Raw genomic sequence first — 20,645 nt, forward strand, 5'->3', positions numbered from 1 at the left:
AGACTCGCATGGCCACCACCCAGGCCCAGGACCTGACCTTCGCCCTCACCCGCCTGCTGGACCTGCCGGGCCGCAGCGGCGGCGTGCTGGATGCCGACAGCATCGCCGCCATTCTGACCGAGTGCGAAACCCTGTGCGCCGAGGTGCTGGCCCCCAACGCCCAGAAGGCGGACCATGAGGGCGCGCGGCTGGAGAACGGCGTGGTGCGCTGCGCCGCCCCCTATCACGCCGCCTACCGGGCCTGGCGCGACGGCGGCTGGCAGTCCCTGCCCGCGCCCGAGGAGCATGGCGGCCAGGGGCTGCCCTTCGCCCTGTGGTGCGCGGTGGTGGAGATGGTGAGCGCCGCCGACATGGCCTTCGGCCTGTGCCCCGTGCTGACCGCCGGCGCCGTGGAGGCGATCGAGCGCCATGCCTCCCCCGCGCAGAAGGCGGCCTGGCTGCCGCATCTGGCCAGCGGCGAATGGACCGGCAGCATGTGCCTGACGGAGCCGCAATCGGGCAGCGACCTATCCACCCTGCGCACCCGGGCGGAGCCGCTGGGCGATGGCCTCTATGCCCTGCATGGGCAGAAGATCTTCATCACCTATGGCGACCATGACCTGACGGACAACACGCTGCACCTAGTGCTGGCCCGGCTGCCGGATGCGCCGGCGGGCTCGCGCGGCATCTCCCTGTTCGCGGCGCGGCGGGTGAAGGCGGATGGCACCATGAACGCCGTCCGCTGCGGAGGCCTGGAGCGCAAGATGGGCATCCATGCCAGCCCCACCTGCGTGATGCTGTTCGAGGGCGCGGAGGCCGAGTTGGTGGGCGAGCCGCATCGCGGCCTGCCGGCCATGTTCGCCATGATGAACAACGCCCGCGTCTCGGTGGGCATCCAGGGCGTGGGCCAAGGGGCCAAGGCGCTGGCGCTGGCCGAGGCTTACGCCGCTATGCGCGAGCAGGGCGGCATGCCCATCGCACGCCACCCCGATGTGGCGCGCATGCTGGCGGAGATGCGCTCCATCACGCTCGCGATGCGGCTGCTGGCGCTGGAGGCGGCCTCGGGCGATGCCACCCGCCTCGCGCTGCTGACGCCCATCGTGAAGGCCTGGTCCACCGACCGTGGCCTGGAGGTCGCGAGCCTGGGCGTGCAGGTGCATGGCGGCATGGGCTTCGTGGAGGATGCGGGCGCGGCCCAGGTGCTGCGCGATGCCCGGATCGCGCCGATCTATGAGGGCACGAACGGCATCCAGGCGCTGGACCTGGTGCACCGCAAGCTGCGCGCCGACCAGGGTGCCGCCATGCTGGCCCTGCTGGCGGAGGCCGCCGGCCTGCACCCCGTGCTGGATGCGGCGCTGGCGGGCTTCACCGCCGCCACGCACGCGATGCTGGCCGCCACCCCCGATGAGGCCGCCGCCGGCGCCACCGCCTATCAGGAAGCCGCCGGCTGGGTGCTGGGTGGCTGGATGCTGGCCCGCGCCGCCGCGCTGGAGCCCGGGTACAGGCCGCTCACGGAGTTCTACCTGCGCCGGCTGCTGCCGCGCGCGGGCGCCGCCCTGGCCCAGCTGGGGGAAGCGGAGGCGCTGCTGGCCCTGCTGGCGGCCTGATAAAATCCGAGTGGAGACCTCTGGTATATTCTAACGACCATGTCATGTAACGTGCCATGGACGTCACGCCGAATTCTTCTCGAATCAGCTCCCCTTCCGGGGGGCACAAGGATCCGATGAACGCCCCGCTCGCCGCCCCCGCTGTGTCGCGCCCGCCCGCGCATGTGGCGATCATCGGCGCGGGGCCCGGCGGGCTGGCGGCGGCGATGCTGCTGGCGGCGCGGGGCCTGAAGGTCTCGGTGTTCGAGAAGGACGCGGTGGTGGGCGGGCGCACCCGCACCCTGTCCACGCCGGAGGGGTTCCGCTTCGATCTCGGCCCCACCTTCTTCCTCTATCCGCGCATCATCCGCGAGATCTTCGCCCAATGCGGCGCGGAGCTGGAGGAGGAGCTGGACCTCATCCGGCTGGACCCGCAGTACCGGCTGGTCTTCGAGCAGGACGGCCCGCCCCTGGTGCTGGACGCGACGCCCGACCAGGCGGCGATGCAGGCGGCCATCGCCCGCATCGCGCCCGGGGATGCCCAGGGCTTCGCCCGCTTCATGACGGAGAACCGCGCCAAGCTGGCGGCCTTCCGGCCCATCCTGGAAAACGCGATCCTCTCGCCCTCCGACCTGTTCAACCTGCCCATGCTGAAGGCGCTGCCGCTGCTGCGCCCGCATCTGAGCGTGGAAAGCGACCTGAAGCGGTATTTCAGCGACCCGCGCATCCGCCTCGCCTTCTCCTTCCAGTCCAAATACCTGGGGATGAGCCCGTTCCGCTGCCCCTCGCTGTTCACCATCCTGTCCTTCCTGGAATACGAGCACGGGGTGTTCCATGTGCGCGGGGGCGTGGGCGGCATCTCCACCGCCATGGCGCGGGTGGCGGAGCGGCTGGGCGTGCGCATCCATCTGAACAGCCCGGTGGAGCGCGTCCGCTTCAGCGGCCGCCGCGCCGACGGCCTGATGGTGGGCGGGCGGCATGTGGCGGCCGACGCGGTGGTGATGAACGCCGATTTCGCCCATGCCATGCCGCGGATGGTGCCCGACGCGCTGCGCCGCCGCTGGTCCGACACGCGCATCGGGGGGGCGCGCTACTCCTGCTCCACCTTCATGCTGTATCTGGGGATCGAGGGCGCCTGCCCGGACCTCGCGCATCACACCGTGCTGCTGGCGCGGGACTACATGCGCAACCTGGCGCAGATCGAGCGCGGCGAGATCCCGGACGCGCCCAGCCTGTACCTGCACCACCCCGGCGCCACGGATGACACCATGGCCCCGCCAGGCCACACGGCGCTGTATGCGCTGGCCCCCGTGCCCAACCTGCTGGGCGGGGCGGATTGGCACAAGGATCTGCCTGCCTTCCGCGAACTGGTGCTGGACCGGCTGGAGGCGCTCGGCATCCCCGACCTGCGCGCCCGCATCCGGTATGAGCGCGTGGTGACGCCCGAGGATTGGCGCGACGACTACGCCGTGGGCCATGGCGCGACCTTCAACCTGGCGCATGATTTCGGCCAGATGCTGCACCGCCGCCCCGGCAACCGCTTCCAGGATACGGAGGGGCTGTACCTGGTCGGCGGCGGCACTCATCCCGGCAGCGGCCTGCCGGTGATCTATGAGGGCGCGCGCATCACCACCCGGCTGCTGCTGCGTGATATGGGGCTGCCGGAACACATGCCCGGCCTGACGGTCGCGGCGGAATAAGGGGAACGTCATGGCATCGCATGTGGTGGTGATCGGCTCCGGCCTCGGCGGGCTGGCGGCGGCGGCGGTGGCCCGGGCGCGCGGGCACCGGGTGACGCTGCTGGAACGCAACCCCTGGCTGGGTGGCAAGGCGGCGGTGCTGACCCTGCCGAGCCCGATGGGCGACTTCCGCTTCGACATGGGCCCCACCATCCTGACCGTGCCGCGCGTGCTGCGCCGCATCTTCGCCGAGGCCGGGCGCGCCCTGGCCGAACACGTGCCGCTGCTGAAGCTGGAGCCGCAATGGCGCTGCTTCTTCGAGGACGGCGCGCGGGCCGACCTGCTGGGCGACATGGACGCGATGCTGGCCGAGATCGAGCGCGTGGCCCCCGGCCGCGGCATGGGTGAGGGCTACCGCCGCTTCCAGAAGGTCGCCCGCCACCTGCACGACGTGTCGGAGAAGTTCTTCTTCTGGCGCCCGGTGGAGGGCATCGGCGACACCATGAACGTCGCCGACAATTTCCGCCCCGAGGTGCTGCGCGACGTGATGGCCCTGCGCATGGGCCAGTCGGCGGCGGGCGTCATCCGCAAGCATGTGCCGGACGCGAACCTGGCGCAGATGCTGGACCACTACATGCAGTATGTGGGCAGCAACCCCTATGCCGCGCCGGCGGTGCTGTGCGCGATCGGGGACATGCAGGCCTCCGAGGGCGTGTGGTACCCGGTGGGCGGCACCCGCGCGGTGGCGGAGGGGCTGGCGAAGCTGGCGGGCGACCTCGGCGCCGAGCTGCGCACCAACGCCGAGGTCACGGGGCTGGATATCCGCGACGGCGCGGTGCGCGGCGTGGTGCTGGCCGATGGCGAGCGCCTCGCCTGCGATGCCGTCATCTCCAACATGGACGCCATCCGCACGTATACCGAGCTGGTGGGCGGTGCCGTGGGCGATGCCTATGCCGCGAAGGGCTTCGAGGCCGCGTGCAGCGGGGTGGTGCTCTATCTGGGGCTGAACAAGCGCTACGAGCATCTGGCGCACCATGATTTCGTCTTCTCCCGCGATCCGGAGGAGGAGTTCGACGCCATCTACAAGCGCGGCGAACCGGCGCCCGACCCCACCGCCTATCTGGCCGCCACCTCCTTCAGCGACCCCACGGCCGCGCCCCCGGGCGGGGAGGCGCTGTATGTGCTGTGCCACACGCCCTATCTGCGCCCGCACCATGACTGGAAGCGGATGTTCCCCGCCTATCGCCAGGTGATCCTGGACAAGCTGAAGCGCACGGCGGGGCTGACGGATATCGAGGACCGCATCGTGACCGAGGCGCATCTGACGCCGCAGGACATCCATGACCGCTACAAGGTGCTGAACGGCGCCATCTACGGGCTGGCCAGCCACGGCACCTTCACCGGCGCCTTCAAGCCGGGCAACCGGTCGCGCGATATCAAGGGCCTGTACCTGTGCGGCGGCGCGGCCCATCCCGGCCCCGGCATGCCCATGGTGATGATGAGCGGCTGGATCGCGGCCGACACGCTGGACAAGGACCTCGGCGGGCGCGGGATGGACGAGGCGGCGCGGCTGGCCGGCAGCCGAACCGCCGCCTAGGGCCATGCCGGCGCCCTCGCCCCTCGCGCTGTATTCGCCCCGGATGGTGAGGTTCTTCGACGCCGCCTTCGCCCATCGCTTCGCGCGCGGCATGACGGCGCTGCGGCTGGCCCGCTGGGGCGCGCCCCAACTGCCGCCGGACCGGCCGCTGGTGGTGCTGGCCAGCCACCCTGGCTGGTGGGACGGCGTGCTGTTCATGCTGCTGCACCGCCGCCTGATGCCCGGCCGCGCGCTGTTCACGCCGATGGACGCGGCGGCGCTGGCGAAATACGGCTTCATGCGGCGCATCGGCGTGTTCGGGGTGGAACAGGGCAGCCCGCGCGGCGCCGTGCATTTCCTGCGGGTAGCGGAACAGGTGCTGGCCGAACCTCGCCGCATGCTGTGGGTCAACGCCCCCGGCCGCTTCGCGGATGTGCGCGAGCGCCCCCTGCCGCTGGCCCCCGGCGTGCTGCGCCTGGCCGAAATCGCGCCGCGCGCCGCCTTCCTGCCGTTGGCGCTGGAATACCCGTTCTGGACCGAGCCCCGGCCGGAGGCGCTGGCCGCCTTCGGCCCGCCCATCCTGGCCGAAACCCTGCTGGAGCAACCGCGCGCGGCCCGCGCCGAGACCCTGCGCGCCGCGCTGGCCGCCACCCAGGACCGGTTGGCCGCCGACGCCATCAGCCGCGACCCGGCGCGGTTCGAGACGCTGCTGGAAGGGCGCGCCGGCATGGGCGGCGTGTATGGCGCCTGGCAATTCGCCCGCGCCCTGCTGCGCGGCCAGCGGCACGACCCGCGCCATGGAAGCACCCCATGAATTGGCTCGCCCTTGCCCTGGCGCTGCTGCCGGTGCTGCTCGCCGCCGGCAACCTGCCCCGCCTGTGCCGCGCGCGCGGCACGCCCCGCCGGGGCACGCTGGTCTCCATCCTGATCCCGGCGCGGGACGAGGCGGCGAACATCGCCGATTGCCTGGCCGCCGCCCGCGCCAGCCTGGGCACCGAGGTCGAGATCCTGGTGATGGACGATGGCAGCACCGACGCCACGCCGCAGATCGTGGCCCATCTCGCGGCGCGCGACGCCCGGGTGCGGCTGCTGCGCGCGCCGCCCCTGCCCCCGGGCTGGACCGGCAAGGTGCATGCCTGCGCCGAACTGGCCGCCGCCGCGCGCGGCACCCATCTGCTGTTCATCGACGCCGATGTGCGCCTGGCCCCGCACGCGGCGGCCGCCCTGGCGGTCCATGCGCAGGAACGGCACCTGGCCCTGGTCAGCGCCGTGCCGCGCCAGCGCATCGCCAGCCTGGGCGAGGGGCTGACCGTCCCCTGCATCAACTTCCTGATGCAGGGCTACCTGCCCTTCGGCGGGCGGGCCGCGACGCGCCACCCCGCCCTCGCCGCCGCCTGCGGCCAGCTGGTGCTGGTGGAGGCCGCCGCCTATCGCGCCGTGGGCGGGCATGGGGCTATCCGCGCCCTGCTGCATGACGGGCTGGCGCTGGCCCGGCTGCTGCGCGCCCGGGGCCATGACACGGAAATCGTGGACGGGGCACGGCTGGCCAGCTGCCGCATGTATCGCGGCTTCCGCGAGGCCTGGGCCGGATTCTCCAAGAACGCGCATGAGGGGATGGCCACCCCGCTCGGCCTGCCGGTGTGGACGGTGCTGCTAGCGGGCGGGCACCTGCTGCCCTGGGCGCTGCTGCCCGATCCCCGGGCATTCGCCGCGCTGGCCCTGGGCTTCGGTCTGCGCGCCGCCATCGCCTGGCGCGTGCGGGAGCCGCTGTGGACCGTGGCGCTACACCCGGCAGGTGTCGCGGTGGCGCTCGCCATTCAGTGGAATGCGCTGATTCGTGCGCTGCTGGGCCTCAAGGCGGGCTGGAAAGGGCGCGCATATCCGGCCACAACAAGGCCATGACGGCAGACTCGCTCGCGGTGTCCGAAACGCCCACCCGGGACCATGACACGGAAAACTTCCCCACCGCATCCTTGATGCTGGCACCCGCGGTGCGCGGCCAGGTGATGGCCTTCTACCGCTTCGTGCGGGTCGCCGACGACATCGCCGACAGCCCCGACCTGCCCTCCGCCGAAAAGCTGCGCCGGCTGGATGCGATGGGCGCCGCCCTGGCCGACCCCGCCACCCATGTGCGGGAGGCCGCGGGCATGCACCGCGCGGGCGTCGGCACCGAAGAAGCCGCGCTGATGCTAGAGGCCTTCCGCCAGGATTCCGTCCAGGCCCGCTATGCCGACTGGGCGGCGCTGGAACATTACTGCGCGCGCAGCGCCAACCCGGTGGGCCGCATGCTGCTGCGCCTGCACGGCACCACGGCGCCCGAGGCCCTGGCGGCGTCCGACGGCCTGTGCACCGCCCTGCAGATCCTGAACCACCTGCAGGACCTGGTGCCAGACCGGGAACGCCTGTCCCGCATCTACATGCCCGAAAGCTGGATGGCGATCGCGGGCGGCGAGGCCGCCTTCTTCGACCCCGCCAACCCGCTGCGCCGCGCCATCCTGGATGCCGCGCTGGACCGGGTGGAGGAGGAGCTGGACCGCGCCCACGCCCTGCCGCGCCTGGTCTCGGCCAAACGCCTGGCGATGCAGTCCAAGGTGACGATCGACCTGGCCCGCCGCCTGCTGGCCAAGCTGCGCGCGGCGGACCCGGTGCTGGGACGCGTGGCGCTGGGCAAGCTGGATTTCGCGGCCGCGGCCATCGGCGCGCCCTTCGCGCCCGCCGCCGACGCCACGCTGGTGGCGGGGCGGGTGGCGCGCGCCGGTTCCTCCTTCGCGCGCGGCATGAAGGCGCTGCGGGGCGGGCGCCGCCGGGCGCTGTGGGGGGTCTATGCCTTCTGCCGCGCGGTGGACGACATCGCCGATGGCGAGATGCCCGAGGCCGAGAAGCGCCGCTTCCTGGCCGATTGGCGCGCCAAGCTGGACCGGCCGGATTGCGTGCTGTCGCGCGAACTGGCCTTCGCCTGCCGCGAATTCGCCATCCCGCGCGCGGAATGCGAGGCGATGATCGCGGGCATGGAAACCGATGCCGGAGACCGCGTGCGCATCGCCGATGAGGGTGAGTTGGCCCTCTATTGCCGCCGCGTGGCCGGCAGCGTGGGCGCCATGGCCGTGCGCATCTTCGGCGCCACCAACGCCGAGGGCTGGGGCCTCGACCTCGGCCACACCTTCCAGCTGACCAATATCCTGCGCGACGTGGATGAGGATGCGGAGCGCGAGCGCGTCTATATCCCGCTCTCCCTGCTCGCGGCCGAGGGCATCCCGGACGGCCCAGCGCGCGACATCGTGCGCCACCCCCGCTTCGCCGCCATCTGCGCCCGGCTGGCGGAGGAAGCCGCCGCCGGCTTCGCCCGCGCTGAGGCCGAGATGGGCCGCTATGACGCCGAGGCCCTGCGCCCCGCCCGCGTCATGATGTGGGGCTATGGCCGCCTGTTCCAGCGCCTGCGGGCCCGTGGCTGGGAAGGCCCGCGCCCCCGCCCGCGCCTGACCAAGACCGAGAAGCTGACCATGGCGCGCATGGCGCTGGGCTGGGGCTGATGGCGGCGCCCGTGCATGTGATCGGCGCGGGGGTGGCGGGGCTTTCCGCCGCCCTGGCCCTGCTGGAGGCCGGGCGCCCGGTGGTGCTGCATGAGGCGACGGCGGGGGCCGGCGGCCGCGCCCGGGCGCTGGCCGATGGCACGGACAACGGCACCCACGCCCTGGTCGGCGCCAACACGGCGGCCCTCGGGCTGCTGGAGAAACTCGGCACCCGCGACCGCTGGGTGGAACCCGAACCCGATGGCCTGCCGGTGCTGGATTGCGCCGATGGCGCGGCCCGGCGCATCGCGCTGTCGCCCTGCGGCTGGCTGCGGGCGGACAGGCGCCCGCCGGGGCTATCCCTGGGCGCGCTGCTGGCCACCGCCAGCATGACATTCGGCCGGGACCGCCCGGTGGCCGAGGCGATGGCCGCCCACCCCGATTTCCATCGCGGCTTCATCGACCCGCTGGTGGTGGCCACGCTGAACACGCCTTCCACCGAGGCGTCCTCCGCCCGGTTGGCGCAGGTGCTGCGGCGGCTGGGCGGGCCGGGCGCGACGCGCCTCTATGTGGCCGAGCGCGGCCTGGGCCCCGACCTGGTGCAGCCCGCGCTGAGCGAGATCGCGCGCCTAGGCGGGGAGATCCGCTTCAACTCCCGCCTGCGGGGGCTGGAGGTGGCCGATGGCCGGCTGGTGGCGCTGGAGCTGGGTGAGCGCGTGCCGGTGGAAGCCGCCGTGCTGGCCACACCGCCCTGGGAATCGGCCCGGCTGCTGCCCGGGCTGCGGGTGCCAGAGGCCCATGCCCCCATCGTGAACCTGCATTTCGCCCGCACCGGAGCGGGCCCGGTGCGCTTCATCGGCTTCCTGGGCGCGCTGTGCCAATGGGTGCTGGTGCGGCCCTCCGGCGTCTCGGTCACCGTCTCGGCCGGCGACGCGGAGGCGCGGGAGGATGTGGACAGCCTGGCCCCGCGCGCCTGGGGAGAGATCCTGCGCGCCGTCGCAGCCTTCGGCATCCCGGGCGAATGGCCGATCATGACGCCCGAATGCCGGGTGGTGAAGGAACGCCGCGCCACGCCGCGCCACCGGGTGGGCCGCCCGCTCAGCCCGCCCCGCCTGCCGCTGCCCAATTTGGCCCTGGCCGGGGATTGGTGCTGGCCGGCCCTGCCGGCCACCATCGACGCCGCAGTGCGCTCCGGCCAGGCGGCGGCGAAGGCGCTGGCTTGATCAGGATCATGGCGGCCGCCCCCCCGCCGTGCTCTGTTCACCCCCGGCCCGAACGGCCGGGAGAACGGTTCCATGCACAGCTATACCCAATGGGCGCTGATCGCGGACGCCCAGCACGCCCGCATCCTGCGACGCCCCAATGAGATCGCGCCCTGGTCCGAACTGACGGAGGAGGCGATCACGATCGACAATCCACTCTCGCATGAGCAGGGTTCGGAGCGCCCGGGCCGCGTGAACGAGAGTGCCGGCACGACCCGCCACGCCATCGAGCCCCGCAGCGACCCGCACCGGATGGCCAAGCAGGCCTTCGCCCAACGCCTGGCCGATGATCTGGAGGAGGCCGCCAGCGCCGGGCGCTATGCCAGCCTGCTGCTGGTCGCCCCGCCCGCCTTCCTGGGGGACCTGCGCGACGCGCTGGGGGCGGAGACGCAAAAGCGCCTCAAGGCCAGCCTGAACAAGGACCTGACCAAGATGGCGCTGCACGATCTGGTGCCCCACCTGACGGAGGCCTAGCCCCTGCGCCTCAGGGCTGGTGCAGCGCTTCCCGCACGGCGGAGCGGAACTCCCGCCGGTGCAGTTCGTACAGGACCACCAGGCTGACGATCATCAGCGCCACCGGATGGATGATCCAGGCCAGGGCCGCCAGCCCGAAATAGTAGCTGCGCAGCCCGGTGTTGAAGTGCTTGGCGCCGCGGTTCACCACCTTGGCCGCGGCCTCGGCGCGCGCGACGGCGCTGGTATCCACCGGCAGGCCCACCACCAGCGTGCTGGTGTAGTTGAACTGCCGGAACGCCCAGGTCAGTTCGAAGAAGGCGTTGATGAAGATGACGATCAGCAGGCCGATCTTCACCTCCCACATCGCCTCGTTCGGCGCCTCGGCCCAGGGCAGCGTCGCCACCACCCGCCGCCCCACATCGGGCGCCGCCAGCAGCGCCATCAACCCGCCCAGGATGAAGATGGAGGTGGAGGCGAGGAAGGAGGTGGAGGACATCAGGTTGCCGATGGTCGCGATATCCGCGATGCGGTTGTCCCGGCCCAGGGAGGCCACCATCCAGCGGCGGCGGTGCTCGTCCATCGCCGCGATCACGCTGTTGGCGCGGATGCTCGGGATACGGTCCACGACATAGGCATAGACCAGCCAGCACAGCACGAAGACCGTGAAGGCGATCCAGTCGAGAAGCGTGAGCGGCGGCATGCGGCGGGTCTAGCATAGCCGGGGCGTGCATCTCACGCCCCGGATGATGACAGGCCGGTCTTATTCGGCCGCGACCTTGCCGCTGCCGCCATGCTTGGCACCGCGCGCGGGCTCATGCGCGATGTCCTCCATGACCTTCTGGACATGGTTGCTGAACACGTATTCGGACGGGCGCTGCTTGGTCAGGTCGATCTCGGGCGCCATGGGGCCCGAGGTGCGCGGGCCGCGGAACTGCGCGGTCAGGGCCTTGATCGGATGCTTGATGGCATCGATCGCGGCGGTGGCCTCGAAGCCCGAATGCACCATGCAATCGGCGCACTTCTCATAGTTGCCGACGCCGTACTTGTCCCACTCGGTGGTGTCCATCAGCTCCTGGAAGGACTTGGCGTAGCCCTCGCCCAGCAGATAGCAGGGGCGCTGCCAGCCGAAGATGTTGCGCGTGGGGTTGCCCCAGGGCGTGCAGTGATAGGACTGGTTGCCGGCCAGGAAGTCCAGGAACAGCGGGCTGTTGCCCATGCGCCACTTGGGCTTGCCGCCCTTGGAACCGGTGTTGCGCGACAGCACGTCGCGGAACAGCTCCTTGGTCGCCTGGCGGTTCAGGAAGTGCTTCTGGTCCGGCGCGCGCTCATAGGAATAGCCGGGGGACAGCATGATGTTGTCCACGCCCATCGCCGTCACGTCGTCGAAGAACTTCGCGGTGCGCTCGGCATCGGCGTTGTTGAACAGCGTGCAGTTGATGGCGGTGCGGAAGCCCTTCTCGCGCACCTTCTTCAGGGCGGCCACGGCGCGGTCGTACACGCCTTCCTGGCTGACGGCCCAATCGTGCTGCGCGCGGTCGCCGTCCAGGTGGATGTCCCAGATGAAGCGCGGGTGCGGCTTGTAGTCGTCCATGCGCTTGTCCAGCAGCAGGGCGTTGGTGCACAGGATCACGATGCGGCCCTGGTCCAGCAGGCCCTGGACCACCTGCGGCATTTCCTTGTGCAGCAGCGGCTCGCCGCCCGCGATCGCCACCACGGGCGCGCCGCATTCCTCGGCGGCGCCGAGGCATTCCTCGACCGTCAGGCGCTTGTTCAGGATCTTGTCCGGATAGTCGATCTTGCCGCAGCCGGCGCAGGCCAGGTTGCAACGGAACAACGGCTCCAGCATCAGCACCAGCGGGAAGCGCTTGCGCCCCGACAATTGCTGCTTGAGCACATAGGCCGCCACCTTGGCCTGCTGAGAAAGAGGAATACCCATCCGGCGGGTCGCTCCTGGAATCTGGGTGCAAAGCCGCACCGAAGTGCAGCCCTATAGCATGCGTTGCCGCAGTGCCAAAGGTTCCTGGACATGGCACTCCCGCAAGGTTTCGCAAGGTTTCTCCAGGTTGCATGGCCGAGGGGCCGGACCTAGTTTCGCGCCCATGCCCCAGATGTCCCGCCGCGCCGTGATGGCCGCCCCTGTCCTGCTGGCCGTGCCGGCCGCTATCCCGGAGGCGCAGGCCCATGCCATCCTGCGCCGGTCGGAGCCCGCGGCCGGCGCCACCGTGCCCCCCGGGCCCTTGCGCATCCGTATCTTCTTCAACAGCCGCATCGACCATGAGCGCAGCCAGATCCTGGTCGCGCCCGCCCGGCGCGGCGGCGGCGGCACCGCCGACGAGGTGCGGGTGGAGCTGGAACCGGGCATGCCGGTGACGGAGATGGCGGGCACCACCCAGCCGCTTACGCCCGGGGCCTGGCGCTTCCGCTGGCAGGTGCTGGCGCTGGATGGCCACATCACCCGGGGTGACGTTTTCTTCACCGTGGCGGGCTGACGCGCGTGGAACTGTTCCTCGACCTCTATGGCTTCCTCTCGGTCGTGCTGCGGTCGCTGGCGCTGATCGCGCGCAGCGTCACCATCGGCTCGCTCGCCTATCTGCTGCTGCTGGCCGGGCCGCTGGCCGCGCGGTTCCAGCCGCAGGAGGCCGCGCTGATGCTCGATTCGGCCCGGCGGGTGGCGCTGGCCGCGGGCTGGGCCACGCTGGGGACCACGCTGCTGGCCGTGGGGCTGGGCACCATCGCGCTGATGGGCTCGCTGGATGTGGGGCTCGGCCCGGCGCTGGGGGCGGGTTTCGTGCTCTCGGGCGCGGGGGTGATGGGCTTCACCGTGCTCGCCATGCTGGCGTTGGCGCCGGGCGGGGCACCGCGCGGCCCGCGGGCCGGGCTGCTGGCGGTGGCTGGGCTCGGCATGCTGGCCTCCGCCGTCGCGGGCAGCCACGCCATGGCGCGTGAGGACGCGCGCGCGCCCATGCTGGCCGCCACCGCCCTGCACCAGCTGGGCGCCGCGCTGTGGCTGGGCGGGCTGCCGGCCTTCCTGGCCGCGCTGCGCCTGCCCTGGGCGCCGGCCGCGGCGCAGGCGGTGGGCACGCGCTATTCCGCGCTGGCCGCAGCCGGCGTGCTGTGCATCATCGGCGGCATCATCGGCTTCTACCTGGGTTATATCGGCTCGCCGGAGGGGCTGTACGGCACCGCCTATGGCGCCATGAGCCTGACGAAATCCGTGCTGATGGGCTTCCTGCTGCTGCTGGGGCTGGGCAATTTCCTGCTGCTGCACCATTTCGCGCGCGGCCAGGCCGGCAGCGTGCTGCCGCGCGTGCGCCGCTTCGTGGAATGCGAGGTGATCACGGGTATCTGCGTCTTCGGCATCGCCGCCAGCCTGACCAGCGTGCCCCCCGCCGTGGACCTGCCCGACGACCGCGTGGAATGGCATGAGATCGTGGAGCGCTTCACGCCCCAGGCCCCGCGCCTGATTTCCCCGGACCATCGGGACCTGGCCATCCCCAACCTGCAGGAACAGCTGAACGCCGAATACCAGGCCCGCCAGGCGCCCGACCGGCCGCAGGCCTTCATTCCCGGCGAGGGGCTGCTGCCGCCGCGCAACGCCTTCGACCTGGCCTGGAGCGAGTACAACCACAACATCGCGGGCTTCATCGTGCTGGCGGTGGGCCTCGCGGCCCTGCTGGACGCCACCCGCCGCGTGCCGCTGGCCCGCCACTGGCCGCTGCTGTTCATGGGCCTCGCGGCCTTCCTGTTCCTCCGCTCGGACCCCGAGGCCTGGCCGATGGGGGAGATCTCCTTCCTCGATTCGCTGCGAGACCCGGAGGCCTTGCAGCACAAGCTGCTCTCCTTCCTGGTGGTGATCTTCGCGGTGTCGGAATGGCTGGTGCGGCTGTCGGGCAAGCGCACGGCGGCGGCCTTCGTGTTTCCGCTCTCGATGGCCGCCGGCGGTTTCCTGCTGCTGGCGCACACCCACGCCATCGCCAATATCCGCGAGGCGCTGCTGGTCGAACTCTCCCACCTGCCCCTGGGCGCCGCGTCCGTGATCGCGGCCTGCGCCCGCTGGGTGGAACTGCGCAGCGAGCCCGAAAGCTGGCTGGCCCGGCTTGGCCGCTGGACCTGGCCCGCCTGTCTCATCTTCATCAGCCTGATCCTCATTTTCTACCGTGAAGCCTGACACCTACGTCTCCCGCGCCGTCGCGGCGCTGGTGGGGTTCAGCCTGCGTCACGCCAAGCTCATGGTGCTGCTGTACGCGGCCGTGACCGGGGCGGCGGGCTGGATCGCCACCACGCGGTTCGAACTCACCTCCGATGTCTCCCTGCTCTTCCCGCAGGACCTGCCCTGGCGGCAGACGGAGCGCGCGATCTCCGAGGCCTTCCCCCAGCGGGACGACCTGATCGCGGTGGTGGTGGATGCCCCCACCGGGGCCGCGGCCGACCGCGCGGCGCAGGATCTGGCGACCCGCCTGCGCAGCCGGGCGGATCTGTTCCGCTCCGTCCGCCGCCCCGATGCGGGGCCGTTCTTCGAGCGGAACGCCGCCCTCTACCTCTCCCTGCCCGAGGTGCAATCCCTGGCGGACCGGCTGATCGAGGCGCAGCCCCTGCTGGGCACGCTGGCGGCCGATCCCTCCATCCGGGGCGTGGCCGATCTGCTGCGCACCGCCATGGAGGGGGTTGCGCGCGGCGACACCACCCTGCAGCCGCTGGCGGGGCCCCTCGCGGCCTTCGCCCGCGCGGCCGAGGCCGCGCTGCGCGGCGAGGTGGCCGAGCCCGACTGGGCGGTGATGATGACCGGCCGCACCCCGGGCACGCTGGAGACCCGGCGCTTCGTGCTGGTGCAGCCGGTGCTGGATTTCTCGCATCTGGCCGCCGGCGGCAGCGCGACGGAGGCGATCCGCAACGCCGCCGTGCCGCTGATGCTGAACGGCGTGACCATCCGCCTGACCGGCGGCGTGCCGATGGCCGATGAGGAATTCTCCACCCTGTCCGAAGGGGCGGTGGAGAATGTGGTGCTCTCGCTGGGCTTCACGGTGCTGCTGCTGTGGATGGCGCTGCGCAGCTGGCGGCTGATCTGGCCGCTGATGATCCTCGTGGTGGCGGGGCTGGTCTGGACGGCCGCCTTCGGCATCCTGGCGGTGGGCCGGTTCAACCCGCTCTCGATCGCCTTCGCCGTGCTGTTCATCGGCCTGGGCGTGGATTTCGGCATCCAGTACGCCGTGCAGTACCGGGCCGAGCGCCGCGCCGCCGGCGCCCTGATGCCCGCCTTGCTGCAGGCCGCCCGCGTGGCGGGGCCGGGCATGACGCTGGCCGCCATGTCCTGCACCCTGTCCTTCTTCGCCTTCATCCCCACCGAATATCTGGGCGTGCGGGAGCTCGGGCTGATCTCGGGTGTGGGGATGCTGATCGGCTGGCTGATGGCCATGACGCTGCTGCCCGCGCTGATGCTGCTGGCCCGGCCGGAGGCCGAGGGGCGCGAGGTCGGCTATCCGGGTTTCGCGCCGCTGGATGCCTTCCTGCTGCGCCGGGCGCGGGGTGTCACCATCGCGGCCGGCGTGCTGGCGCTGGCCTGCATCGCCACCCTGCCGCTGCTGCGCTTCGACACCGACCCCATCAACCTGCGCGACCCCGGCAAGGAATCGGTGGCCACTTTCATCGAGCTGATGGGCAGCCTGGACACCAACCCCAACACGCTGGACGCGCTGGCCCCGAACCTGGAGGCCGCCCAGGCCCTGGCCCGCCGGCTGGAGGCCCTGCCCCAGGTCGGCCGGGCGCTGACGCTGGCCAGCTTCATCCCCGAGGGCCAGCCGGAGAAGCTCGCGATCCTGGAGGACGCGGCGATGCTGATGGGCCCGACATTGGCCACCACGCCCGGCACGCCGCCCACCGACATCCAGACCGCCGCCGCCCTGGCCCAGGCCGGCGCCGCCCTGCATGGCGCCCGCGGCGATGACCAGGCCGCGCGCGACGCCCGCCGCCTGGGCGCCGCCTTCATCCGCCTGGCCGATGCCCACCCCTCCCAGCGGGAAGCCCTGGCCGAGGCGCTGCTGCCCGGCCTGCGCACCACCATGCGGCAGGTGACGGCCCTGCTCTCCGCCCGGCCGGTCGCGCTGGGGGACCTGCCGGCGGATCTGCGCGCGGACTGGATCACCGCCGATGGCCGCGCCCGGGTGGAGATCGCGCCGCGCATCCAGGGCCACAATGGCGATGCCATGCGCGAATTTGCCGCCGCCGTGCAGCGCGTGGCGCCCGAGGCGAGCGGTGCCGCCATCTCCACCTCCGCCTCCTCCGCCACCGTGCAGAAGGCGTTCCTGGTGGCGGGCGTGATCGCGGTGGTGCTGGTGCTGGGGCTGCTGCTGGTGCAGCTGGGCAGCCTGCGGCTGTCATTGCTGGCCATCGCGCCCCTGGCCATCGCGGGGCTGATGACGCTGGCCCACTGCGCCCTGTTCGGGCCGGAGCTGAACCTGGCCAATATCATCGCCCTGCCGCTGCTGTTCGGCATGGGGGTGGCTTACGACATCTACTACGTCACCGCCTGGGTGCGGGGCGAACGCAACCTGCTGGCGAGCCCCCTGAACCGCGCGGTGATCTATTCGGCCGTGACCAACGCCACGGCCTTCGGCGCGCTGGCCATCTCACCTCATCCCGGCACGGCCAGCATGGGCGTGGTGCTGGGGGTGTCGCTGATCTACTCGCTGGGCTGCGTGATGCTGCTGCTGCCGGCCATGCTGGCGGTGTTCGTGAAGGAGCCGCGCTGAGGGAGGTCAGTGCACCCCGCGCGGCTCGTGCGGGGAATCCAGGCTGAAGGCCGGGATCACCACGTCGAACGGCTCACCAGAGAGGCTGTCGATCATGTGGTACAGCCCGCGCATGAAGCCCGACGGCGTCGAGAGCGGGGTTCCGGAGGTGTATTCGAAGGCCTCGCCCGGCTCCAGCACCGGCTGTTCGCCCACCACCCCGTCGCCATGCACGCGCTGCTGGCGGCCCTGGCCATCGGTGATCAGCCAGGTGCGCTTCAGCAACTGCACCGTCGCCTCGCCCTGGTTGGCGATGCTGACGCGATAGGCCCAGACATATTGCCCGCGCTCGGGCTCGGACTGGTCCTCCAGGTAGAAGGCCTGGACCGAGACGGTGATGCCGCGCGTGGTGGCGGTGAAGCTGGGGGCTGCCATGGTCAGGCCCGCCGCATGGCGGCGGTGGCGACGCCGGCGCCGATCAGCGCCCCGCCGCCCAGCCGGTTGAACACGCACCGCACCCCGGGCCGGGTGACGGCACCCGACAGCCGCCCGGCCAGCAGCGCATAGGCCAGCGCGTTGCAGGCCGCCAGCGTGACGAAGGTCGCCACCAGCACCAGCGCCTGCGGCGCGAAGGGCGCCGCGCCATCGATGAATTGCGGCACGAAGGCCACGAAGAAGGCAATGGATTTCGGGTTCAGCGCGGTGACGACGTAGGCATCGCGCATCGCCCGCCGCCCGCTGACCGGCGGCAGCGCCCCGGCCGTGACCGGCGCTCGCCACAGCTTCACGCCCAGCCACACCAGATAGGCGGCGCCGGCCCATTTGAAGGCGGTGAACAGCAGGGCGGAGGCGGCCATCACCGCCCCCAGCCCCGCCAGCGACAGCGACATGGCCGTGAGATCCCCGAGCGCCACACCCGCCACCAGCGGCAGCGCGTGCCGCCGCCCGGCGCCGAGCGACTGGCCGATCACCAGCAGGATGGTCGGGCCCGGAATGGCCAGCATCACCAGCGTGGCGGCGACGAAGCCGGCCCAGGTCTCAAAGCTCATGCCATTCCCCTTATTCGGCGGCCAGCGCCAGCGGCGAGGCGGCGTCCAGCGCCTCGGCCAGGTCCTCGATCAGGTCCGCCACATCCTCAAGGCCCACCGAGAGCCGCACCGCGCCGTCGGAGATGCCGAGCTTCGCCCGCTCCTCCGCGCCGATGCGCAGATGGGTGGTGGTGGCCGGATGCGTCACCATGGACTTGCTGTCGCCCAGGTTGTTGCTGATGTCGATGATCCTCAGCGCGTCCATGAAGCGGAAGGCCGCCTCCTTGCCGCCCTTCAGTTCGAGGGCGACCAGCGTGCCGCCGGCGCTCATCTGCTTCAGCGCCAGGGCGTGCTGCGGGTGGTCGGGGCGGTGCGGGTACAGCACGCGGTTGATCTCCGCGCGCTCGCTGAGGAAATCGGCGATCGCGGCGGCGCTGCGGCACATGGCGTCCACGCGCAGCTTCATCGTCTCCAGCCCCTTCAGGATCACCCAGGCGTTGAAGGGCGACAGGCCGGGGCCGGTGTTGCGCACGAAGGGCTGCAGCACGTCGTTCACCCACTTCGCGTTGGACAGCACGGCGCCGCCCAGCACGCGGCCCTGGCCGTCCATGTGCTTGGTGCAGGAATAGGTGACGATGTCCGCACCCAGCTGCAGCGGCTTCTGCAGCAGCGGCGTGGCGAACACATTGTCCACCACCACCAGGGCGCCCGCCGCATGCGCCAGCTTCGACACGGCGGCGATGTCCACCAGGTCCAGCATCGGGTTGGAGGGGCTTTCGAGCAGCACCATGGCCGTGGGGCGCGACAGCGCGGCCTTCCATTGGTCCAAGTCGCCGCCATCCACGAAGGCGTGGGTGATGCCATAACGGCCGAGCAGGTTCGCCACGATCCAGTGACAGGAGCCGAACAGCGCGCGGGAGGCCACGACATGGTCGCCGGTCTTCAGGTGCGACAGCATCGCGGCGTGCACGGCGGCCATGCCGGTGGCGGTCAGGCGGCAGGCCTCGGCCCCTTCCAGGGCGGTCAGCCGGTCTTCCAGCATCGTCAGCGTCGGGTTGCCGAAGCGCGAATACTGGTAGTGCTCGATGCGGTTCTCGAAAGTGTCCTCGGCCTGGCCGGCGCTGTCATAGACGAAGCCGGAGGTGAGGTAGGGGATCTCCGCCGTCTCGGCATGGTTGGAACGGAGCGTGCCCCCGCGCACGAGCAGCGTGGCGGGGCGGAGAGGACGGTCGGGGAGTGCCATGGATTGCCTCAAATCTCGAACGGGCGTCCGGCCCCCAGATGGTGAGGGGGCGAGGCGGAGCATCATAGCTCCGCTTCGGCCTGTTTAGCGCGCTTGTTTTTCACGCCATCCCGTGGGGAATGACAGCTCGCCGCAAGCTGGCCGGACAAATCGCGAGCGCGGGCATCAAGCGCCGGGGGGGCCATCGCGTCAAGAGTGCCCCCTTCATCCCGGGGCCGCGATGGACGATGATGCCCCGGAACGCAAGGCAGGCGGGGCTTCACCCGCCGCCAGGGAGAAACGCCGGATGACCACGCATCCCCTGCCCCAGACCATCGCCGTAATCGGCGCGGGCCTCATCGGATCCAGCTGGGCCACGCTGTTCCTGGCCGCGGGGCTGAAGGTGCGGGCGAGCGACCCCGCGCCGGGCGCCGAGGCGCGGATGCGCGCCTTCGTGACCGACGCCTGGCCCGCCATGCAGGCGCTGGGCATGGACAAGGTGGGGCTGGCGGCGGGGCTGGAGGCGCTGAGCTTCCACGCGGCGCCGGAGGACGCCGCCGCCGGTGCCGGCTTCGTGCAGGAAAACGCGCCCGAGCGGCTGGAGATCAAGCGCGAAACCTACGCCCGCATCGAATCCCGCCTGGCGCCGGATGCCATCATCTCCTCCTCCACCAGCGGCATCATGCCGAGCGACCTGCAGGCCGGCATGCAACACCCGGAGCGGCTGGTGGTGGGCCATCCCTTCAACCCGCCGCACCTGATCCCGCTGGTGGAGGTGGTGCCGGGCAAGGCCACATCCGAGGCGACGGTCGAGGCGGCGCTGGCCTTCTACCGCGCCATCGGCAAGGTCGCGATCCGTGTTCGGAAGGAGGTGGTGGGCCATGTCGCCAACCGCCTGCAGGCCGCGATCTGGCGCGAGGCGGTGCATCTGGCCAAGGAGGGCGTGGCCTCGGTCGAGGATATCGACCTGGCGGTCTCCGCCGGGCCCGGCCAGCGCTGGTCCATCATGGGCCCCAGCAAGACCTTCAGCCTGGCCGGCGGCCCGGGCGGGGTGAAGCATTTCCTGGACCATCTGGGCCCCGCCATGGAGACGTGGTGGGCCGATCTGGGCACCCCGCACCTGGACGCCGCCACGCGGCAGATCCTGATCGACGCCTTCGGCACGCCGGATGCCGAGGCGTTCCGCCAGGCGGTGGCCCGGCGGGATCAGGCCCTGCTGCGGCGCTTGAAGGCGCTGGCGGAGGACGGCTGAGGCACTCAGGGGCGTCGCCCCCGAGCCCCCCAGTCAGGGGCTCTGCCCCTGACCACCCCGCCAAAGGCCGAAAGGCCCTTGGAACCCATGAGTTTGACGCCCAACCTGACAATTCGGCGCCAATTATATTATGAATATCAAAGGGAAACGCCTTCCCATGGTCAACGCCAAACCGCTCTAGGTCCAGGACCGAGCACGGTCCTGGCGGGGTCCAGGGGCGGCGCCCCTGGTGGGGGTTCGGGGGTCTACAACCGTGAACCTTGGTAACAGTTTAGACCGGCAGCCTAGGTAACAGTGTTGCTACGACGTTCCGGGCTGGCTCGATCGAGCCAGCCCGGAACGGCGCAAGGTTCCGCTTTCGGCATCGAGCA

At 71.4% G+C, this 20,645-nt stretch carries 17 protein-coding genes; 12 read left to right on the top strand and 5 right to left on the bottom strand.

The window, feature by feature from the left end; genetic code table 11:
- Positions 1-8: 8 nt before the first annotated feature.
- The 8 genes from GT007_RS13175 (at position 9) to GT007_RS13210 (ending at position 10,065) form a co-directional block, all read left to right on the top strand.
- Positions 9-1,586: an acyl-CoA dehydrogenase gene (locus GT007_RS13175; RefSeq protein WP_160122081.1), complete on the top strand. Its 1,578-nt coding sequence runs from the start codon at positions 9-11 to the stop codon at positions 1,584-1,586.
- 116 nt (positions 1,587-1,702) lie between these two features.
- Complete coding sequence (gene crtI / locus GT007_RS13180; RefSeq protein WP_160122082.1) at positions 1,703-3,265, top strand: phytoene desaturase family protein; 1,563 nt, start codon at positions 1,703-1,705, stop codon at positions 3,263-3,265.
- 10 nt (positions 3,266-3,275) lie between these two features.
- Positions 3,276-4,841: a phytoene desaturase family protein gene (locus GT007_RS13185; RefSeq protein ID WP_160122083.1), complete on the top strand. Its 1,566-nt coding sequence runs from the start codon at positions 3,276-3,278 to the stop codon at positions 4,839-4,841.
- A gap of 4 nt (positions 4,842-4,845) precedes the next feature.
- On the top strand, positions 4,846-5,634 hold the full coding sequence (locus GT007_RS13190) for a lysophospholipid acyltransferase family protein (protein WP_160122084.1): 789 nt from the start codon (positions 4,846-4,848) through the stop codon (positions 5,632-5,634).
- The gene (locus GT007_RS13195) at positions 5,631-6,722 is read left to right on the top strand and encodes a glycosyltransferase family 2 protein (protein WP_160122085.1); all 1,092 of its coding nucleotides are present in this window, start codon (positions 5,631-5,633) and stop codon (positions 6,720-6,722) included. The genes GT007_RS13190 and GT007_RS13195 overlap by 4 nt, the downstream gene beginning before the upstream one ends.
- Complete coding sequence (locus GT007_RS13200; protein ID WP_160122086.1) at positions 6,719-8,350, top strand: squalene/phytoene synthase family protein; 1,632 nt, start codon at positions 6,719-6,721, stop codon at positions 8,348-8,350. The genes GT007_RS13195 and GT007_RS13200 overlap by 4 nt, the downstream gene beginning before the upstream one ends.
- On the top strand, positions 8,350-9,552 hold the full coding sequence (locus GT007_RS13205; protein ID WP_160122087.1) for a hydroxysqualene dehydroxylase: 1,203 nt from the start codon (positions 8,350-8,352) through the stop codon (positions 9,550-9,552). The genes GT007_RS13200 and GT007_RS13205 overlap by 1 nt, the downstream gene beginning before the upstream one ends.
- Before the next feature lie 72 nt (positions 9,553-9,624).
- Positions 9,625-10,065 (top strand): host attachment protein, encoded by a 441-nt coding sequence (locus GT007_RS13210; RefSeq protein WP_160122088.1) that lies wholly within the window; start codon positions 9,625-9,627, stop codon positions 10,063-10,065.
- 10 nt (positions 10,066-10,075) lie between these two features.
- On the opposite strand, the gene GT007_RS13215 is transcribed toward GT007_RS13210, so the two are convergent.
- Positions 10,076-10,747 (bottom strand): DUF599 domain-containing protein, encoded by a 672-nt coding sequence (locus GT007_RS13215; RefSeq protein ID WP_160122089.1) that lies wholly within the window; start codon positions 10,745-10,747, stop codon positions 10,076-10,078.
- Positions 10,748-10,807: 60 nt separating this feature from the next.
- Entirely contained in the window at positions 10,808-11,983 is a 1,176-nt protein-coding gene (gene hpnH / locus GT007_RS13220) for an adenosyl-hopene transferase HpnH (RefSeq protein ID WP_160122090.1), read from the bottom strand.
- A 163-nt stretch (positions 11,984-12,146) separates the two neighbouring features.
- Between hpnH and GT007_RS13225 the strand changes: the two genes are divergently transcribed.
- From GT007_RS13225 to GT007_RS13235, 3 genes are read left to right on the top strand one after another with little or no spacing between them, the layout of a single operon-like run.
- A complete protein-coding gene (locus tag GT007_RS13225) occupies positions 12,147-12,536 on the top strand; it encodes a copper resistance CopC family protein (RefSeq protein ID WP_201451912.1) in 390 nt (129 codons plus the stop codon).
- 5 nt (positions 12,537-12,541) lie between these two features.
- Positions 12,542-14,215: a copper resistance D family protein gene (locus GT007_RS13230; protein ID WP_160122091.1), complete on the top strand. Its 1,674-nt coding sequence runs from the start codon at positions 12,542-12,544 to the stop codon at positions 14,213-14,215.
- Positions 14,205-16,793: an MMPL family transporter gene (locus GT007_RS13235; RefSeq protein ID WP_160122092.1), complete on the top strand. Its 2,589-nt coding sequence runs from the start codon at positions 14,205-14,207 to the stop codon at positions 16,791-16,793. Before GT007_RS13230 ends, GT007_RS13235 begins: the two co-directional genes overlap by 11 nt.
- Positions 16,794-16,799: 6 nt before the next feature.
- On the opposite strand, the gene apaG is transcribed toward GT007_RS13235, so the two are convergent.
- From apaG to metZ, 3 genes are read right to left on the bottom strand one after another with little or no spacing between them, the layout of a single operon-like run.
- Positions 16,800-17,207: a Co2+/Mg2+ efflux protein ApaG gene (gene apaG / locus GT007_RS13240; protein ID WP_160122094.1), complete on the bottom strand. Its 408-nt coding sequence runs from the start codon at positions 17,205-17,207 to the stop codon at positions 16,800-16,802.
- A 2-nt stretch (positions 17,208-17,209) separates the two neighbouring features.
- Positions 17,210-17,821: a LysE family translocator gene (locus GT007_RS13245; protein ID WP_160122095.1), complete on the bottom strand. Its 612-nt coding sequence runs from the start codon at positions 17,819-17,821 to the stop codon at positions 17,210-17,212.
- A gap of 10 nt (positions 17,822-17,831) precedes the next feature.
- Positions 17,832-19,043, bottom strand: a complete 1,212-nt coding sequence (gene metZ / locus GT007_RS13250) for an O-succinylhomoserine sulfhydrylase (protein ID WP_160122096.1) — start codon at positions 19,041-19,043, stop codon at positions 17,832-17,834.
- Between the two features lie 286 nt (positions 19,044-19,329).
- Here metZ and GT007_RS13255 point away from each other — a divergent pair, with 286 nt between their 5' ends.
- A complete protein-coding gene (locus tag GT007_RS13255) occupies positions 19,330-20,274 on the top strand; it encodes a 3-hydroxyacyl-CoA dehydrogenase NAD-binding domain-containing protein (RefSeq protein WP_160122097.1) in 945 nt (314 codons plus the stop codon).
- The last annotated feature ends 371 nt before the right edge of the window (positions 20,275-20,645 follow it).

The sequence above is a fragment of the Rhodovarius lipocyclicus genome, assembly GCF_009900765.1.
Taxonomy (GTDB): Bacteria; Pseudomonadota; Alphaproteobacteria; order Acetobacterales; family Acetobacteraceae; genus Rhodovarius; species Rhodovarius lipocyclicus.

Coding starts and splice junctions, on each gene's coding strand:
- GT007_RS13190 (WP_160122084.1), top strand. CDS start 4,846: ATGCCGGCGCCCTCGCCCCTCGCGCTGTATTCGCCCCGGATGGTGAGG.
- GT007_RS13200 (WP_160122086.1), top strand. CDS start 6,719: ATGACGGCAGACTCGCTCGCGGTGTCCGAAACGCCCACCCGGGACCAT.
- GT007_RS13175 (WP_160122081.1), top strand. CDS start 9: ATGGCCACCACCCAGGCCCAGGACCTGACCTTCGCCCTCACCCGCCTG.
- apaG (WP_160122094.1), bottom strand. CDS start 17,207: ATGGCAGCCCCCAGCTTCACCGCCACCACGCGCGGCATCACCGTCTCG.
- crtI (WP_160122082.1), top strand. CDS start 1,703: ATGAACGCCCCGCTCGCCGCCCCCGCTGTGTCGCGCCCGCCCGCGCAT.
- GT007_RS13225 (WP_201451912.1), top strand. CDS start 12,147: ATGCCCCAGATGTCCCGCCGCGCCGTGATGGCCGCCCCTGTCCTGCTG.
- GT007_RS13215 (WP_160122089.1), bottom strand. CDS start 10,747: ATGCCGCCGCTCACGCTTCTCGACTGGATCGCCTTCACGGTCTTCGTG.
- hpnH (WP_160122090.1), bottom strand. CDS start 11,983: ATGGGTATTCCTCTTTCTCAGCAGGCCAAGGTGGCGGCCTATGTGCTC.
- metZ (WP_160122096.1), bottom strand. CDS start 19,043: ATGGCACTCCCCGACCGTCCTCTCCGCCCCGCCACGCTGCTCGTGCGC.
- GT007_RS13255 (WP_160122097.1), top strand. CDS start 19,330: ATGACCACGCATCCCCTGCCCCAGACCATCGCCGTAATCGGCGCGGGC.
- GT007_RS13195 (WP_160122085.1), top strand. CDS start 5,631: ATGAATTGGCTCGCCCTTGCCCTGGCGCTGCTGCCGGTGCTGCTCGCC.
- GT007_RS13185 (WP_160122083.1), top strand. CDS start 3,276: ATGGCATCGCATGTGGTGGTGATCGGCTCCGGCCTCGGCGGGCTGGCG.
- GT007_RS13205 (WP_160122087.1), top strand. CDS start 8,350: ATGGCGGCGCCCGTGCATGTGATCGGCGCGGGGGTGGCGGGGCTTTCC.
- GT007_RS13210 (WP_160122088.1), top strand. CDS start 9,625: ATGCACAGCTATACCCAATGGGCGCTGATCGCGGACGCCCAGCACGCC.
- GT007_RS13245 (WP_160122095.1), bottom strand. CDS start 17,821: ATGAGCTTTGAGACCTGGGCCGGCTTCGTCGCCGCCACGCTGGTGATG.